The 16,416-nt window shown below is 28.4% G+C and carries 14 protein-coding genes; 8 read left to right on the top strand and 6 right to left on the bottom strand.

What is annotated here, in order from left to right:
- Positions 1 to 93 precede the first annotated feature (93 nt).
- The 5 genes from ychF (at position 94) to hydF (ending at position 5,411) form a co-directional block, all read left to right on the top strand.
- Positions 94 to 1,188: a redox-regulated ATPase YchF gene (gene ychF / locus A6P36_RS07220; protein ID WP_066762668.1), complete on the top strand. Its 1,095-nt coding sequence runs from the start codon at positions 94 to 96 to the stop codon at positions 1,186 to 1,188.
- 23 nt (positions 1,189 to 1,211) lie between these two features.
- Positions 1,212 to 1,592, top strand: coding sequence for a VOC family protein (locus A6P36_RS07215; protein WP_066762666.1), 381 nt, complete (start codon positions 1,212 to 1,214; stop codon positions 1,590 to 1,592).
- Between the two features lie 112 nt (positions 1,593 to 1,704).
- Positions 1,705 to 2,814: a [FeFe] hydrogenase H-cluster radical SAM maturase HydE gene (gene hydE, locus A6P36_RS07210; protein ID WP_066762664.1), complete on the top strand. Its 1,110-nt coding sequence runs from the start codon at positions 1,705 to 1,707 to the stop codon at positions 2,812 to 2,814.
- Between the two features lie 22 nt (positions 2,815 to 2,836).
- Complete coding sequence (gene hydG, locus A6P36_RS07205) at positions 2,837 to 4,213, top strand: [FeFe] hydrogenase H-cluster radical SAM maturase HydG (RefSeq protein ID WP_066762708.1); 1,377 nt, start codon at positions 2,837 to 2,839, stop codon at positions 4,211 to 4,213.
- On the top strand, positions 4,206 to 5,411 hold the full coding sequence (gene hydF, locus A6P36_RS07200; protein WP_066762662.1) for a [FeFe] hydrogenase H-cluster maturation GTPase HydF: 1,206 nt from the start codon (positions 4,206 to 4,208) through the stop codon (positions 5,409 to 5,411). Before hydG ends, hydF begins: the two co-directional genes overlap by 8 nt.
- Positions 5,412 to 5,426: 15 nt before the next feature.
- Here the strand turns inward: hydF and A6P36_RS07195 are convergent, their stop codons facing one another.
- Together A6P36_RS07195 and A6P36_RS07190 are read right to left on the bottom strand one after the other, a co-directional pair.
- Positions 5,427 to 7,157 carry a ferredoxin hydrogenase gene (locus tag A6P36_RS07195; RefSeq protein WP_066762659.1) on the bottom strand — a complete coding sequence of 577 codons (1,731 nt, stop codon included), beginning with the start codon at positions 7,155 to 7,157 and terminating at the stop codon, positions 5,427 to 5,429.
- A 297-nt stretch (positions 7,158 to 7,454) separates the two neighbouring features.
- Complete coding sequence (locus A6P36_RS07190; RefSeq protein WP_066762656.1) at positions 7,455 to 9,077, bottom strand: PTS transporter subunit EIIC; 1,623 nt, start codon at positions 9,075 to 9,077, stop codon at positions 7,455 to 7,457.
- Positions 9,078 to 9,379: 302 nt separating this feature from the next.
- On the opposite strand from A6P36_RS07190, the gene A6P36_RS07185 reads away from it, so the two are divergent.
- The 3 genes from A6P36_RS07185 to A6P36_RS07175 are packed head-to-tail and all read left to right on the top strand — an operon-like array spanning position 9,380 to position 13,435.
- Positions 9,380 to 11,110, top strand: coding sequence for an ABC transporter ATP-binding protein (locus tag A6P36_RS07185; RefSeq protein WP_066762653.1), 1,731 nt, complete (start codon positions 9,380 to 9,382; stop codon positions 11,108 to 11,110).
- Positions 11,107 to 12,915, top strand: coding sequence for an ABC transporter ATP-binding protein (locus tag A6P36_RS07180; RefSeq protein ID WP_066762650.1), 1,809 nt, complete (start codon positions 11,107 to 11,109; stop codon positions 12,913 to 12,915). Before A6P36_RS07185 ends, A6P36_RS07180 begins: the two co-directional genes overlap by 4 nt.
- Before the next feature lie 34 nt (positions 12,916 to 12,949).
- Entirely contained in the window at positions 12,950 to 13,435 is a 486-nt protein-coding gene (locus A6P36_RS07175; RefSeq protein WP_066762647.1) for an RDD family protein, read from the top strand.
- 19 nt (positions 13,436 to 13,454) lie between these two features.
- Here the strand turns inward: A6P36_RS07175 and A6P36_RS07170 are convergent, their stop codons facing one another.
- From A6P36_RS07170 to A6P36_RS07155, 4 genes are all read right to left on the bottom strand, one after another.
- On the bottom strand, positions 13,455 to 13,838 hold the full coding sequence (locus A6P36_RS07170) for a hypothetical protein (RefSeq protein WP_156508004.1): 384 nt from the start codon (positions 13,836 to 13,838) through the stop codon (positions 13,455 to 13,457).
- Positions 13,804 to 14,523: a hypothetical protein gene (locus tag A6P36_RS07165; RefSeq protein WP_156508003.1), complete on the bottom strand. Its 720-nt coding sequence runs from the start codon at positions 14,521 to 14,523 to the stop codon at positions 13,804 to 13,806. The genes A6P36_RS07170 and A6P36_RS07165 overlap by 35 nt, the downstream gene beginning before the upstream one ends.
- 296 nt (positions 14,524 to 14,819) lie before the next feature.
- A complete protein-coding gene (locus tag A6P36_RS07160) occupies positions 14,820 to 15,209 on the bottom strand; it encodes a hypothetical protein (protein ID WP_066762642.1) in 390 nt (129 codons plus the stop codon).
- Positions 15,210 to 15,222: 13 nt separating this feature from the next.
- Positions 15,223 to 16,269 carry a hypothetical protein gene (locus A6P36_RS07155; protein ID WP_066762640.1) on the bottom strand — a complete coding sequence of 349 codons (1,047 nt, stop codon included), beginning with the start codon at positions 16,267 to 16,269 and terminating at the stop codon, positions 15,223 to 15,225.
- Positions 16,270 to 16,416 lie beyond the last annotated feature (147 nt).

Here is a 16,416-nt window from a genome sequence, read left to right as displayed (position 1 = left end):
TAGAATATTTTAATTTTATTATGCAACTATTTAATGTTATAAATAAGTGTAAATATAAGTTTTATTAAGTATTTTTTGGGAAAGGTAAGTTTTATGAGATTAGGAATAATTGGTTTGCCTAATGTAGGCAAAAGTACGTTGTTTAATGCTATAACAAAAGCTGGTGCAGAATCAGCTAATTATCCATTTTGTACTATAGAGCCAAATGTTGGTGTCGTTACTGTACCAGATAAAAGGCTTGATGATTTAGAAAAAATATATAATTCTAAAAAGAAAGTTTATACATCTGTTGAATTTTATGATATAGCTGGGCTTGTTAGAGGAGCTAGTAATGGAGAAGGATTAGGAAATAAATTTTTATCAAATATACGAGAAGTTGAAGCAATTGTACATGTTGTAAGATGTTTTGAAGACGAGAATATTGTACATGTTGATGGAAAAGTTAATCCAGTGAGAGATATAGAAACTATAAATTTTGAATTGATATTATCAGATTTAGAAATTATTGAGAGAAGAATTGAAAAAGTTGGTAAATTAGCACGTTCTGGTGATAAAGAATCTAAATTAGAATTTGAGATTTTGGATAAAGTAAAAAAACATTTAGAAAATGGAAAAATGGTTAGAAGTATGGAGTTAACAAAGGAAGAAAATGATAGAATTAAAAAATATTTCTTAATAACTAATAAGAAGACTTTATATGTTTGTAATATATCTGAAGATGAATTTATTTCAGGTGAGGAAAATGGGTTTGTAAAAAAAGTTAAAGATTTTGCTTTGGAAGAGAAATCAGAAGTTATTGTTTTATGTGCAAAGTTTGAGGAGGAATTATCAATACTTGAGGAAGAAGATAGAAAAGAGATGATGAAAGAATATAATTTGAATGAATCAGGTCTTGATAAATTAATAACTTCAAGTTATAGGTTGTTAGGACTTATTAGTTATTTAACTGCTGGTGTTCAGGAGGTTAGGGCTTGGACTATTGTTGGTGGTACAAAGGCACCTCAAGCTGCTGGTAAAATACATTCTGATATTGAAAGAGGTTTTATAAGAGCTGAAATTATTTCTTTCGATAAACTTGTTGAATGTGGAAGTGAAGCTATTGCTAAGGAAAAAGGATATTATCGTTTAGAAGGTAAGGATTACATTGTCCAAGATGGAGATGTTATCAATTTTAGATTTAATGTTTAAATTTATTTTGAAAGGTGATTTGTATGATAAATAAAATATTTAAAATTACAATATATGTAAATAATCAAGAGGAAGCAAAGAAATTTTGGGTTGATAAAATGGGATTTGAAGTTAAACGTGAAGAGAATATGATGGGAGAGCATAAGTGGTTGGAAGTTTCTCCTAAAGATGATGATAGTACAACATTTGTTTTGTATGATAAAAATCTTATGAAAAGTCAAAATCCTTCTATTAATGTTGGGCATCCATCTGTTATGTTGTATACTAAAGATATTGATAAAAGTCATAGTGATATGAAATCTATAGGTATAGTTGTTGGGGAGGTTATGAATTATCCTTATGGAAAAATGTATAATTTTTTTGATAATGATGGAAATACATATTTGCTTTATTCTGATAAGTAAGAGACTATCTTTTAAGATAGTCTTTTTTTTTTTTGTTTTAAAAATTTAAATTACTAGACATAATTCTTTACATGAACTAAACTAATAATATCTTTCGTGAGGAGGTAAGTAGGTGTTAGAAAAATATATAGATGAACTTTATGAGAAAAATGATTTGGATGATGAGAAGCTTTTATATATTTTGGAAAATATAGACGATAAATCAAGAGAATATTTGGTTGATAAATCTCACAAAACTCGTATGAAAACTTATGGTAATAAGGTTTTTATGAGAGGTCTTATTGAGTTTACTAATTATTGTAAAAAAAATTGTGAGTATTGCGGAATTCAAAATAAAAATAGAAAAGCTGACAGATATAGATTGACCTATGAACAAATTATGGAATGTGCTGAAATTGGAGATAGACTGGGATATAAAACTTATGTTCTTCAAGGTGGTGAAGATCCATATTTTAATGATGAAAGAATGATTGAAATAATTAAAGGTATTAAGAAAAGGTTTCCAAATAATGCAATAACTTTATCTCTTGGTGAAAGAAGCTATGATTCGTATAAAAAAATGTTTGATGCAGGTGCTGATAGATATTTATTGAGACATGAAACGGCTTCAAAAGAGCTTTATGAGTGGCTTCATCCAGGTGAAGTTTTTGGAGATAGGATAAAGTGTTTGTATAATTTAAAAGAAATAGGTTATCAATTTGGAGCAGGTTTTATGGTTGGGCTTCCATGTCAAACTAATGAAGATTTGGTTAAAGATTTAAGATTTGTGAAAGAAATTGAACCACATATGTGTGGAATTGGTCCATTTATTCCACAAAAAGAAACATCTTTGGGAGAATATTCATCAGGAACTCTTGAAGATACTATAACAATGCTTGCTTTGGTTAGACTTCTTTTACCGAATGTTTTACTTCCTGCAACAACGGCACTTGGAAGTATTGACAAAGTTGGACGAGAAAAAGGAATAAAAGCAGGAGGAAATGTTGTTATGCCGAATTTATCTCCAACGAATGTTAGAGAAAAATATGCTTTATATGATGGGAAAATTTGTACGGGTGACGAAGCGGCAGAATGTAGGAAATGTATAGAAAGAAGAATTAATAATGCAGGATTTGAAATAGCTGTAACTAGAGGAGATAACGTAAAATGGAGTCAAGAAAATCCTCATGTTCCTCAATATGATGATAAGATTGTAGATATAAATGGGATACTTGGATTTTAAATTTGAAGGAGATTTTAATAATATGTTTATAGATCATGATTATATTGAAAAAATTTTAGAAGACTCTAAAAATGTATCTAAAGATGAAATTCAATCTGTAATTGATAAAGCTAGAAGACGAGAAGGACTTAATCATAAAGAAGTTGGGATACTTCTTCAAGTTGAAGATAAAGATCAACTTGATGAGATATATAAACTTGCTGGAGAAATTAAAGAATCAATATATGGTAAAAGAATTGTTATGTTTGCACCGTTATATGTAAGTAATTATTGTGTAAATAATTGTGTTTACTGTGGTTATAAGAGAGATAATAAATTTATAAGGAGAAAACTTACGCAAGAAGAGGTTGCGAATGAAGTTAGAATTCTTGAAAGTATGGGACATAAGAGGCTTGCTCTTGAAGTTGGTGAAGATCCTATAAATGTACCTATAGATTATATTTTAGAGTGTATAGATACCATATATAAAACTCAGAATGATAATGGTGAAATTAGAAGGATAAATGTTAATATTGCTGCTACTACTGTAGAAAATTATAAAAAATTAAAAAATGCAAACATAGGAACATATATACTTTTCCAAGAAACATATCATAGACCTACTTATGAAAAAATGCATCCAAAATCAATAAAGGGTAACTATGAATATCATTTAACTTCTTTTGATAGAGCTATGGAAGCTGGAATTGATGATGTTGGTGGTGGAGTATTGTTTGGATTGGCAGATCCAAAATTTGAAGTGTTAGCACTTATGCTTCACAACGAGTATTTAGAAGAAAAGTTTAAGGTTGGATTTCATACAATTTCTGTTCCAAGATTAAAGAAAGCTGAAGGAATGAATCTTAAAGATTTTCCTAATATTTTAGATGATGAAACTTTCAAAAAGATAGTAGCGATTATAAGAATAGCTGTGCCATTTACAGGGATAATTTTATCTACAAGAGAGAATCAAGAAATGAGAAGAGAGCTTTTAAAGTATGGAGTTTCTCAAATTAGTGCAGGTTCTGTTACTGGAGTTGGAGGATATAAGGAAAAAGAGGAAGGAAAAAATGTTAATCAATTTGAAACATCAGATGAGAGAAGTCCTCTTGAAGTTTTAAAGGAACTTGTAGATGATGGATATATTCCAAGTTATTGTACAGCATGCTACAGAAAAGGGCGTACTGGAGAAAGATTTATGTCACTTGCTAAAAGTGGAGAAATTCAAAATGTTTGTGAACCTAATGCTTTAATGAGTTTAGTTGAATATGCTTTGGATTACGGAGATGATGAATTTAAAAATAAGGTAGAAGCACTTATAGATGATGTTAAAAATAGTTTTGATAAACAAAATGTTAGAAACATGGTAGAAAATAGAATTGAGAAACTTAAAGATGGGGAGAGAGATTTATATGTTTAGTACACCAAATTCTAATAGAAAACATATTGGAATTTATGGAAAGACTAATGTTGGTAAATCATCATTAATAAATAAAATTATGGGACAGGAAGTATCCATAATTTCTCCTATCGAAGGAACCACAACAGACCCTGTTTCTAAGGCGATGGAATTAATTCCAGTTGGACCAGTTCTTTTTATTGATACTGCAGGAATTGGAGATACTACAGAACTTGGGAAATTAAGATTTGATAAAACTTATAAAACTTTGAAGAGAGTGGATTTAGGAATATATGTTTTTGATGTAAATGATATAGATTATAATTTATATGAACAAATGAGGATTAATTTTAAAAAATTTAATATACCATATATAATTGTTATAAATAAAATTGATTTAGTTGGTGAAGAAAAATTAAATTTATTAAAAGAGGAATTTAAGGATTCTATTTTAGTTTCTACAGAAACTGAATTTGGAATTGAAGAATTAAAAAATAAACTTATAAAAATTTTAGAAGAAAATCAATATGAAATTCCTATAATTGGAGATATTTTACCTTACAATAGTAAAGTAATAATGGTTGTACCTATTGATTCTGAAGCTCCTAAAGGAAGAATAATATTACCACAAGTTCAATGTATTAGAGATTGTCTTGATCATGGTATAAAAAGTTATGTTGTTCGTGATACGGAACTTAAAGAGGCACTTGAAGATATAAAAAATGTAGATTTAGTTATTACAGATTCTCAAGTATTTAAAAAAGTATCTGAAATTCTGACTTCAAACATAGAACTTACAAGTTTTTCAATTTTATTTGCCAGACATAAGGGAGATTTAGATACATTTGTTGAAGGAGTTAAGAAAATTGCAAAATTAAATCAAAATTCTAAAATATTAGTTTCAGAAAGTTGTACTCATAATATTTCTCATGAAGATATTGGAAGGTTTAAGATACCAAATTTATTGAATAAAAAGGTTGGTTTTGAACTTAAATATGATTTTGTTGTAGGACATGATTTTCCAGATAATATTGATGAATATGATTTGGTTATACACTGTGGAGCGTGTATGATTAATAGAAAAAGTGTTATAAATAGAGTTAACTTTTGTAAAGAAAGAAATATTAGTATAACTAATTATGGAGTTATTCTTGCGTATTTAACAGGAATTCTTGATAGAGCTATAAATATTTTTAATAAAGAAAAGAGAACAAGTTAAACTTGTTCTCTATTTTTATTTTTGAGAATATTTTTGATGTAATAATTCATGAGCTATACCTTCTCCAGGTTTACCCATATATTTTTCATACATTCTTATTAGTGCAGGATTTTGGTGTGATTTTCTATATTTTAAATTTTTATCTTGATTATATAAAACATTTCCTCTTAATTTTCTGAAATCAATTTTTTCTCTCATTTCTGGAGTAACTCTTGGTTGACCACCACCGTTTATACAACCACCAGAGCAAGCCATAACTTCTATAAAGTGATATTGTTTTTTCTCAAGAAGTCCTTCATTTTTCATTTTAAAGAAGTTGCTCGCACCATTTACAACGGCAACGTTATATTTTTGATTGTTTATTTCAACTGTAGCTTCTTTAATTCCTTCAAATCCACGAACATCAGTGTATTCAATTTTATCTAAATCTTTCTCTTCTATCATATCTTTTGCACTTCTAAGAGCTGCCTCCATAACTCCACCTGTTACACCGAAAATTGCTCCGGCACCTGTATATAGTCCCATAGCTTCATCCATTTCACCATCTTCAAGAGAGGAGAAATCAATTTTTAATTCTTTTAACATCATTCCAAATTCACGTGTAGTTATAACAGCATCTATATTTCTTATACCATTGTTAACCATTTCTGGTCTATCTGCTTCATATTTTTTTGCTGTACATGGCATAATTGTAACTGTAAATACTTTCTTAGGGTCAAGGTTTTCAAGTTCAGGATAATAAGATTTACTTGCAGCTCCAAAAATTTGTTGAGGAGACTTTGCAGATGATAAATTATCTAGAAGTTCTGGAAAATGATTTTCTGCAAGTCTGACCCATGCAGGGCAGCAAGAAGTAAACATTGGGAATTTTGTATCATTATTTTTAATTTTATTTACTAATTCAGTTGCTTCTTCCATTATTGTTAGGTCTGCTCCGAAATTTAAATCGAATATTTTATCAAAACCGATTTTTCTTAGTGCTGTGTAGATTTTATTAGTAACATCTATACCGTAATCCATTTTGAAAAGTTCACCAAGTGATGTTCTTACAGAAGGAGCCATTGCAACAATAACATGTATTTCAGGGTCTTCAAGAGCTGTTTTAACTCTATCTATGTGAGATTTTTCATATAAAGCGTCAACTGGACAAACGTTTACACATTGACCGCATAGTATACAATTTGTATCATCAAAGCAATCAAAGTTTTGAGGTCCTACAACAATGTCACCATTAACATCGTGAAATATTATAGAATTTGTTCCAACTTTTTCTCTGCATGTAGCAACACAACGTCCACATTTTATACAACGAGATTTGTCTAATACTATAGATTTGCTTCTGTCATCTATATATGATGCATGATCTTTAACAATAAAAGGTTTTGATGCTCTAGCTTTGGTTTCTACAACTAATGGAAGAAGTTCGCAAGTTTCACGTCTTTTACATTTTCCACAGGTAAAATTATGAGAGTCTAAAATTTTTGAGATGTTTTCTTTTATTTTTTCATTAACTTTTTCACTATTCGTATGTATGACCATGTTATCCTTTGCGATTGTTGAACACGAATGCGCTAAATCTTCTTGACCTTCTATTTCAACAAGGCAAACACCGCATTTATTTACATTTAAGCAATCTTCTAAGAAGCATAGAGTTTTTATTTTTATATTGTTTTCTTTTGCTATTTGTAAAATAGTTTGATTTTCTTCAGTTGATATTTTTTTGTCATTAATAATCAGATTTATCATAGAATAACCTCCAAACTTTGAAAATTTGCAAAAAAATTAGAAATATTACGTTTTAATTTTAACATATAATAAATAAATTATCATCAAAAATATAATTAAATTATGAATTTCGATTCAAACAAAATCTCAAATATTTCACGTGAATGTATTTTGCCCTAAAAAATTTAAAATTTTCAAAAAAGAGAGAGATTGTTCTAATTGTTAAAATTTTAATATTCACATGAAATAAATGATATTTCGTTTGAATTTTGGCGGTTTATATGGAAAAAGTCCAATGAATAAATCATTGGACTTTTTTTATTTATTATTTTCCATAATAAACTCTTCAAGATTTGATTTTATAACTGAAACTTTTGGTCCGTATATAACTTGTATACCGTTTCCGTTTTTAATAACTCCTGAAGCACCTGTTTGTTTTAAAAGAGTTTCATTAACTAGAGAAGGGTCTTTAACGGTAGTTCTTAAACGAGTAGCACAATTATCTAAATCTTCGATATTTTCAATTCCACCTAGACCTTCTGCAATGCTAGCAGAGATATTATTTTTTGATTCTTGTTTATTTTGAAAATCTTTTTTAGTGTAAAGTTTAGATTCTTCTCCATCATCTTCACGACCAGGAGTTTTAAGATTTAATTTTAGAATTAATGTTTTAAATAATACGTAGTAAATTATTGCGTAAGCGATACCAACAATTATAATCCATTGAGCATTTGTTCTTTTTAATCCAGGAAGAAGTCCATATAACACAAAATCTATGAAACCACCTGAGAATGTTTGTCCAACTCCTACGTTAAATATGTGCATTAACATGAATGAAAGTCCGCATAACACTGCGTGTATACCATAGTACAAGAATGGAGCAACGAATAAGAAAGTAAATTCTATAGGCTCTGTTATACCAGTTAAAAATGAAGTTAATGCTGCTGAAAATAATAGTCCTTTAACAGCTATTTTTCTATCAGATTTTGCAGTATGATACATTGCTAATGCTGCTGCAGGTAATCCAAACATCATGAAAGGAAACTTACCAGCCATGAATCTAGTTCCCATTGCAACTTCAAAAACTCCAGTAAAATTTGGATCTGCAAGTTGAGCAAAGAAAATATTTTGAGCACCTTCTACAAGTCTTCCACCTATTTCTAAAGTTCCACCAACAGCAGTTTGCCAGAATGGTAAATAGAAAACATGGTGCAAGCCAAAAGGAATAAGAGCACGTTCTATATATCCATATATAAAAGTTCCAAGATAACCTGTAGTTTGAACCAAATTACCTAAAGCTGTTATTCCTTTGAAAACTGTAGGCCAAATAAATACCATAATAAATCCTAAAACTATTGCACCTAAAGCAGAAATTATAGGAATAAATCTAGTTCCTTCAAAGAATGACAGTGTTGGAGTAAATTCAACTTTATAAAATTTATTGTGAAGGAATGCAACAAGTAAACCAACTATTATACCACCGAAAACACCCATTTGTAGAGTATTTTGTATACCAACGGCAGTTGTTAAAGAACCTGGTGCTAAACTTGTTATAACTTCACCATCAACAACATTTACTATGTCAAAAACTCTAAGTCCTGCTGCAATAGTAGCGTGCATAACAAAAAACGCAACTGCACCTGATAAAGCAGCAGTAGCTTTTTCTGATTTAGCCATACCGATTGCAACACTTATGGCAAAAATTATAGGAAGATTACCGAAAACTATGTCTCCAGCATCTCTAAGTACAGAAAGGATACTATACAATATAGTATTTTCTCCTAGTATTCCAGATAAACCATAGGCTGAAATTAGGGTTTGATTTGTAAATGAACCACCAATTCCAAGTAACAAACCCGCAACTGGAAGTAACGCTATAGGTAACATAAAGGATCTACCTACACGTTGAAGGACTGCAAAAACTTTGTTTTCTTTTTTCATTTAAGTGACCTCCTTCTAAATATCCAAAAAATAATTATACAAAAATGTAATAAAAATTACAATTGTAAACATATGAAGGTTTATTTTTATAATTTTTAGGAAAAATAATATTTTTGTAAATTAATTAAAAGTATTTCAAATAAAGTATATGTAAATTAATAAAAAAAATTCTTTAAAGTATTGAGTAAATTGGAATAACCAATTTTAGAAATAAAATTAACTTATTTGAAACTAAAATTTATTTTTTTAGTTATATAATGGTTTAATTATCTAAAAAATTTTAACTGGTTAGGAGGTTTTAAATGTTCAGTTTATTTAAACATTTAAAAAAATATAAAAATTTAATCTTAGCTATTGTTATTTTAATTTTTATTCAATCTATAATGGAACTTCTTTTACCGACTATTATGTCTCAGATTATAGATGAAGGTATTGTGAAAAAAAATATGAATTATATAAATTTTGAAGCAATTAAAATGGTTGTTGTAATTTTAATTGCAGTAGTAAGTTCCTTAAGTTCAGTATTTTTAGCATCAAGAGTTGCAGTTAAGTTTGGTCAAGACATACGTAGAAAAGTATTTGTAAAAGTACAAAGTTTTTCATCACGTGAGTTTAATAAATTTGGAGTTGCATCACTAATAAATAGAACAACAACTGATATAACTCAAGTTCAAAATTTAACTTTAATGATGCTTAGAATGATGATATTTGGACCAATTATGGCAATTGGAGGACTTATAATAGCAGTTTATAAGGATTTTAAATTATCAACTATTTTGATGATTTCTATACCAATTTTAATGGCAACAGTTTTTATTATTGGATTGAAAACTGTGAAATTATTTTCTTCAATACAGAAAAAATTGGATAAAGTAAATTTGATTTCTAGAGAAAATTTAACAGGTATAAGAGTTATTAGAGCGTTTAATAAGCAAAGATATGAAGAAAAGAGATTTGATGAAGCAAATAAAGATTTAACAAAATCTACAATGACTGCTTATAAAATTTTTGCGAGACTCATTCCTCTTATGATGCTTATATTTTATTTAAATTCTGTTGCTGTTATATGGTTTGGTAGTCAAAGAGTTGGTGGTGGAACATTAATGGTTGGAGATTTGATAGCATTTATCCAATATTCAAACCAAATAATGATAGCACTTATGATGTTTTTCATGCTCTTTGGTATGATTCCAAAAGCTATTTCATCAGCAAAGCGTATTAATGAAGTTTTGGAAACAGATTTTTCAATAACAGATTTGGAAACAACTCAAAATCTTAATAGAGATAGTGAATGTTCTCTTAAATTTGATAATGTTAGTTTTTCTTATAACAATTCAGGTGAATATGACCTTGAAAATATAGATTTTGAATGTAAAGCAGGAGAAACTATTGCAATAATTGGTGGTACTGGTTCGGGTAAATCTACTATTTTAAATCTTATAACTAGATTTTACGACACAAGCAAAGGACGAATTATGTTAAACGGTATTGATATAAGAGAGCTTTCACAAAAAGAATTGAGAAAGCAAATTGGATATGTACCACAGAAAGCTGTTTTATTTTCTGGAACAGTTCGTTCAAATTTGTGTTATGGTAAAGAAAATGTAACAGAAGAGGAAATGATAGATTCTTTGAAAATTGCACAAGCTTATGATTTTGTATTTGGACTTGAGAAAAAATTAGATTCTGATGTTTCTCAAGGGGGCTCTAATTTATCAGGAGGACAAAAACAAAGATTATCTATAGCAAGAGCACTAGTTAGAAGACCAAAGATATATTTATTTGATGATAGTTTTTCAGCTCTTGACTTTAAAACAGATTCAAAATTAAGAGCTGCTCTTAAAGAAAATGTGAAAGATTCTATAGTTATAATTGTTGGGCAGAGAGTTACGTCAGTTATGCATTCTGATAAAATAATTGTTATAGATAATGGAAAAATTGTTGGTATCGGAAATCATAAAGAGCTTTTAGAAAATTGTGAAGTTTATCAAGAAATTGCAAAATCTCAATTGTCAGAGGAGGAATTATCATGAAAAATTTAGATGTAAAGTCTTTCTCTGGGGCTAAACCTAAAGATTCTAAGAAAACAACAAAGAGATTATTTGGTTATTTTAAAGTTAGATCTAAATTGTTATTTTTAATTGTTTTATTTGCTATACTAGGACAGTTATTTAATATTTTAGGTCCTAAAATTATGAGTATAGCTGTTAATGAAATTTTTGATGGATCAGTTAGAATTGCAAACGGTGTGGGAGGCATTAATTTTGGATTTATCGGAAAAATAATTTTAATACTTATTCTTGTTTATGTAACTGGATGTCTATTTACTTATTTGCAGAACTATATTATGGCTAATGTTGGTCAAAATACTATGTATGATATAAGAAAAGATATAAATCTTAAGATATCGAAGATTCCTTTAAAGTATTACGACGCAAAAACACATGGTGAAGTTTTGAGTAGACTTACAAATGATGTTGAGTTAGTAAGTACAACTATACAAGAAAGTTTAACTCAATTTATTTCCTCTTTAATAACGATAGTTGGAGTTATAGTTGTTATGATAACTATAAGTCCCATTATGACTGCTATTGCAATAGGAATTTTATTTATAGGTACTAATTTTATAAAACCTATGGTGTTAAAATCTCAGAGATATTTTAGAGAACAACAAAAATATATAGGAAATTTAAATGGATATATTGAAGAAATGTATTCAGGACATAATGTTATAAGAGCTTTTGGACGTGAACCTAATAATATTGAAAAATTTGATGAGATTAACAATAATCTTTATCAAAGTGGTTGGAAATCTCAGTTTATTTCAGGGATTATAATGCCTATAATGATGTTTATAAATAATATAAATTACATTGTTATAGCGATAGTAGGTGGATATTTTGCAATAATTGGTAAAATTGGAATTGGTGATATACAAGCATTTATACAGTATTCACGTCAATTTGGTATGCCAATAAACCAACTTGCAAGTATTTCAAGTATTTTTCAATCTACTATAGCGGCTGCTGAGAGAATATTTGAATTTTTAGACGAAGAAGAATTTTCTAGTGATTTAAAAGATGGAAAAGAAATTGAAAATGTAAAAGGACATGTTACTTTTGAAAATGTAAAATTTGGTTATTTTCCTGATAAAATTCTTATGAATAATATTAATATTGATGTTAAACCAGGTCAAAAAGTTGCGATTGTTGGTCATACAGGTGCAGGAAAAACAACACTTATAAATCTTTTAATGAGATTTTATGAAATTAATTCTGGTAGTATAAAAATTGATGGTGTTGATATTTCACAAATGAGTAGAGAGTATTTAAGAAGTCTTTTTGCCATGGTTCTGCAAGATACATGGTTATTTAATGGAAGTATAAAAGAAAATTTATCTTATAGTAAAATTGGTGCTACAGATGATGAAATTTTATCAGCATCTAAATCAGCTCATACAGATGAATTTATTAGATTACTTGAAAATGGATATGATACAGTTTTAAATGAAGATGCATCTAATATTTCTCAAGGACAAAAACAACTTTTGACAATAGCTAGAGCGATAATTGCAGATCCTAAAATTCTTATATTAGATGAGGCTACAAGTAATGTAGATACAAGAACGGAAGTTTTAATTCAAAATGCAATGAAAACACTTATGAAAGGCAGAACAAGTTTTGTTATAGCCCATAGGCTTTCTACTATAAAGGATGCGGATATAATTCTTGTTATGAAACAAGGGGATATTATAGAACAAGGAAATCATGATCAGCTTATGGAACAAAATGGAGTTTATGCTGATTTGTATAATAGTCAGTTTTCAGAAGAAGCGTAATGTTTTTTAAAAATTAAAATTGAGGTGTAATTTAATGACTAAAACAAATTTAATAAACAAGGAAAGGTATGATAATGCACCAATAATTAAAAGACTATTTGCGTATTTGATTGACATTTGTATATATGCACCGCTAGCATTTTTGTTTATTTTATCTTCAAAAGTTTATGCTTTTGAAAATAATACTCAAAAATCATATTTTATGATTATTTGTTTGATAATAGTTTCAATATTTTTGTTTGCGTACATTCCTAAAAAATTAAATGGACAGACAATAGGAAAGAAAATTATGGGAATTCGAATAAAACATATTAATGATGGCGATGAACTTTCTTATTGGATGTATTTTTTGAGAGAGTATTTTGCAAAAATAGGAATGGGAATTTTAATAATTCCAATGATGTTTCTTTATTCTATTTTTGTTGGAATAGCTAAACGAAGTTTCCCCAAAACTTTTATGTTAGATCATTTATTTTCTGTAAGAGTTATTGATGTCAGAAAAAATATAAAGCAAGTATAGGTCTTCTATACTTGCTTTTTTAATTGATTCTATATGGTTGATTTATAGGCGTATTATTTTCATCAAAATCTTGTTTAATTAACTCACCAGTAGTAGTACGAGTTATTGATGATATTAAACTTCCATTACTTCTACGTTCTTGAGTTATAGAAGATCCATTTGCGTAAGTTATGGTACCAAGTGATTCTCCACTTGGAAGTGTATTTGATCTTGTTGATGAGGTTATAAATCCATTTTCATCATATGTACGTGATTCATATTGGGTAGGAGAAGAGATACTTTCTTCAATTAATTTTCCATCTGAGCTAAGTTTTTTAAAGGATAATATTTCGTTACCAAGCTGTTTTGTTATTAATTTATTTCCATCATCATCTATTGATTCTGAATGAATGATGTTCATCATAGTGTGTCATAATAAATCTTTCTGTTTTTCCATTAGCATGTGTAACAATTCTAGTTTTTGTGTCATCTGGATTTTTTGTTATATGTTCTATTGCTCCAGTAGATTCGTTTTTAATTATTTGAGAAAGTAATTTGAAGTTGGTAGCATCATATATAGCACTTTTTTTAACATCAAATTCTTTCGATTGCTCACTTGAAAAAGAATTTCTTGTTACAATGATTTTTGGCGAAGATGATCCATCACCATAGTCAAGCATTGTTCTTTTAGTAACATGCAAAGGTGTACCTACACTTTTTATAGAATCAACTATTATATTTCCATTTTGAGTTGTAATATTAATTTCTTTACTGAGTCCATACTTGTTATGAGTAAGTATATTAAAAGCAACACCTTCTTCAGTTATTTGTCTTTTACCTGTTGGTTTATTTACTTTTTGAAAACTAGCATCTGAAGTTTTTTTAACATTTATCGTCGAGTTAACTCTAACATTAAAATTATTAGATAAATAAGAATCTTTACCCCAATATAAAAATTTTATTTTTAAATTTTCATTAGAAGTTTTGGTAATTGGTGCTTTATCTGGATTCATAATGGCTTCACTTAGTAGTCTTACAGTAGAAGGTTTGTGAAAATTTTTAGGGTCATATTTTCTAGGTGGTGTATCAGTTACGGGTTTATCTAACAAAGCAGATATTTTTTCAGTAATTTTATTTGTACTCGTTTGAGATAGTACTTTTAAATTGAAAGGATTATATATGGTTGTTTCTTCTATAATAAAATCTTTAGTATTTTGATCGTAATTAGAGTATCTAGTTAAAGTAATTTTTGGCTGATTTGATGATGAAGAAGCTTGTGAGGAAGTTGATGCACTATCTCCGAAATCGAGAATTGTTGATTTAAAAGTATAGTTTGGAGTTCCTTCGCCTTTTTTTGAGTTTACAATAATTTTTCCATTTTCTTCAAATATATCAATTTCTTTTTTTAAACTATTTTTACTAATGTATGTATTTTGAAATTAATTCCATCTGCTGTAAGTCTTTTCTTGAATTTTGTTGATATCAATGGAGAATAATCAGAGTTAGAAGTTTTTTTAACACCTATATATGCACCAGATCGTATATTGAAATTGCGAAATGAATGTCCAGTCCTTCCAGAATGTAGAAAACTTGCTCTTAAATTTCCATTTGATAGTCTTTGAATAAATGATTCTGTAGGATTTTTAATAGCTTCACTTAATAGTTGAAGTGTAGAAGGTTTAGAAAATAGAGGATTAGGCATTGCGTTGACATGTTGTTTTAAAGTTAATAGAGTCATAATATTACTAGAAATAAAAATAGAGCTATTGATACATATTTTTGAAAAGTTTCTCATTTTATATCACCTTTTAATTGATTTTATATGGATTATTCAATGGATCGTTATTTGTATCAAAGTCTTGTTTAAATGTTTCTCCGGCAGAGTTAGTTGTTAGTATTGATATTAAACTTCCGTCACTTCTTCGTTCATAGGTTGTTGTTGAGGAATTTGATGATGTTGTTTCAAAACTTGAATCATCTGAAAATTTATAGTTTGATGTAGTAAAAATCAGAGAACCATCTTGATTATATTTTTTTGTTTCTGTTGCATTTCCATCTGCATTGGTTGTTTTTGAAAATAAAGTTTTACCATTTGGATTTATAATTGTGTAAAGAGAACTACCGTCTGGATTTTTCATAATTTTTGTTTTTGTATTATTTTCATTTATTGTGATTGATTCGCTTTGTTTTGTTGCTTTATTTTTAGTTTTTTGTGAGATTAAATTTAAGTTTAGAGGATTGTAGATACGAGTTTCTTCAATATCAAAAACATTTGAATTTTCATCAGAAATAGAATATCTTTTTACGGTAATTTTAGGTTTAGATGAAGAAGATTGAGAAGAAGTTGATGCACCATCTCCAAACTCAAGAGTTGTTCTTTTTAAAATATAATTAGGAGTTCCATATCCTTTCGTAGAATTAACTACGATATTTCCATTTTCTGTTGAAATGTTAATTTCTTTTATGAGTCCCGATTTACTTTTGGTATAAATACTAAAAGCTACGCCATTTTCTACTAATTTTCTTTGATTTCTTTGTAGATTTAAATGCTTAAAAGGAGTACTATGTGATTTTTTAACATATATAGTGGATCCAGCTTTAACTGGAAAATTATTGGGTGTATGGTTTGTTTTGCCAGAATATAAAAAACTTGCTTTTAATTGTCCGTTTGAAAGTTTACTTAAAAATGCTCCAGATTCATTTCTAAATACTTCACTTAGCAATCGTATTGTAGAAGGTTTTGAATAATGAGTTATCGGTGAAGAATGAGTTGTTTTATTACATAAAATTAGCATAGCTATGTTAGTTGAAATGAAAATTGAATTATTAATAAATGTTTTTGAGATTTTTTTCATTAGTACCACCTTTTAAAAAACTAATTAATTCTGTATGGAGCGTTTAATGGTTTGTTATTTACATCAAAATCTTGTTTAAATATTTCTCCATTGGAAGTAGTAGATGTTATAGATATCAAACTTCCATCATTTCTACGTTCGTAAGTT

The sequence above is a fragment of the Candidatus Arthromitus sp. SFB-turkey genome (genome assembly GCF_001655775.1).
In the GTDB taxonomy this organism is placed as follows: Bacteria; Bacillota; Clostridia; order Clostridiales; family Clostridiaceae; genus Dwaynesavagella; species Dwaynesavagella gallinarum.
Note: the sequence above shows the minus strand (reverse complement) of the source record. Positions and strands in the feature narration are given on the sequence as shown.

Coding starts and splice junctions, on each gene's coding strand:
- ychF (WP_066762668.1), top strand. CDS start 94: ATGAGATTAGGAATAATTGGTTTGCCTAATGTAGGCAAAAGTACGTTG.
- A6P36_RS07215 (WP_066762666.1), top strand. CDS start 1,212: ATGATAAATAAAATATTTAAAATTACAATATATGTAAATAATCAAGAG.
- hydG (WP_066762708.1), top strand. CDS start 2,837: ATGTTTATAGATCATGATTATATTGAAAAAATTTTAGAAGACTCTAAA.
- hydF (WP_066762662.1), top strand. CDS start 4,206: ATGTTTAGTACACCAAATTCTAATAGAAAACATATTGGAATTTATGGA.
- A6P36_RS07195 (WP_066762659.1), bottom strand. CDS start 7,157: ATGATAAATCTGATTATTAATGACAAAAAAATATCAACTGAAGAAAAT.
- A6P36_RS07190 (WP_066762656.1), bottom strand. CDS start 9,077: ATGAAAAAAGAAAACAAAGTTTTTGCAGTCCTTCAACGTGTAGGTAGA.
- A6P36_RS07185 (WP_066762653.1), top strand. CDS start 9,380: ATGTTCAGTTTATTTAAACATTTAAAAAAATATAAAAATTTAATCTTA.
- A6P36_RS07180 (WP_066762650.1), top strand. CDS start 11,107: ATGAAAAATTTAGATGTAAAGTCTTTCTCTGGGGCTAAACCTAAAGAT.
- A6P36_RS07175 (WP_066762647.1), top strand. CDS start 12,950: ATGACTAAAACAAATTTAATAAACAAGGAAAGGTATGATAATGCACCA.
- A6P36_RS07170 (WP_156508004.1), bottom strand. CDS start 13,838: ATGATGAACATCATTCATTCAGAATCAATAGATGATGATGGAAATAAA.
- A6P36_RS07160 (WP_066762642.1), bottom strand. CDS start 15,209: ATGAGAAACTTTTCAAAAATATGTATCAATAGCTCTATTTTTATTTCT.
- A6P36_RS07155 (WP_066762640.1), bottom strand. CDS start 16,269: ATGAAAAAAATCTCAAAAACATTTATTAATAATTCAATTTTCATTTCA.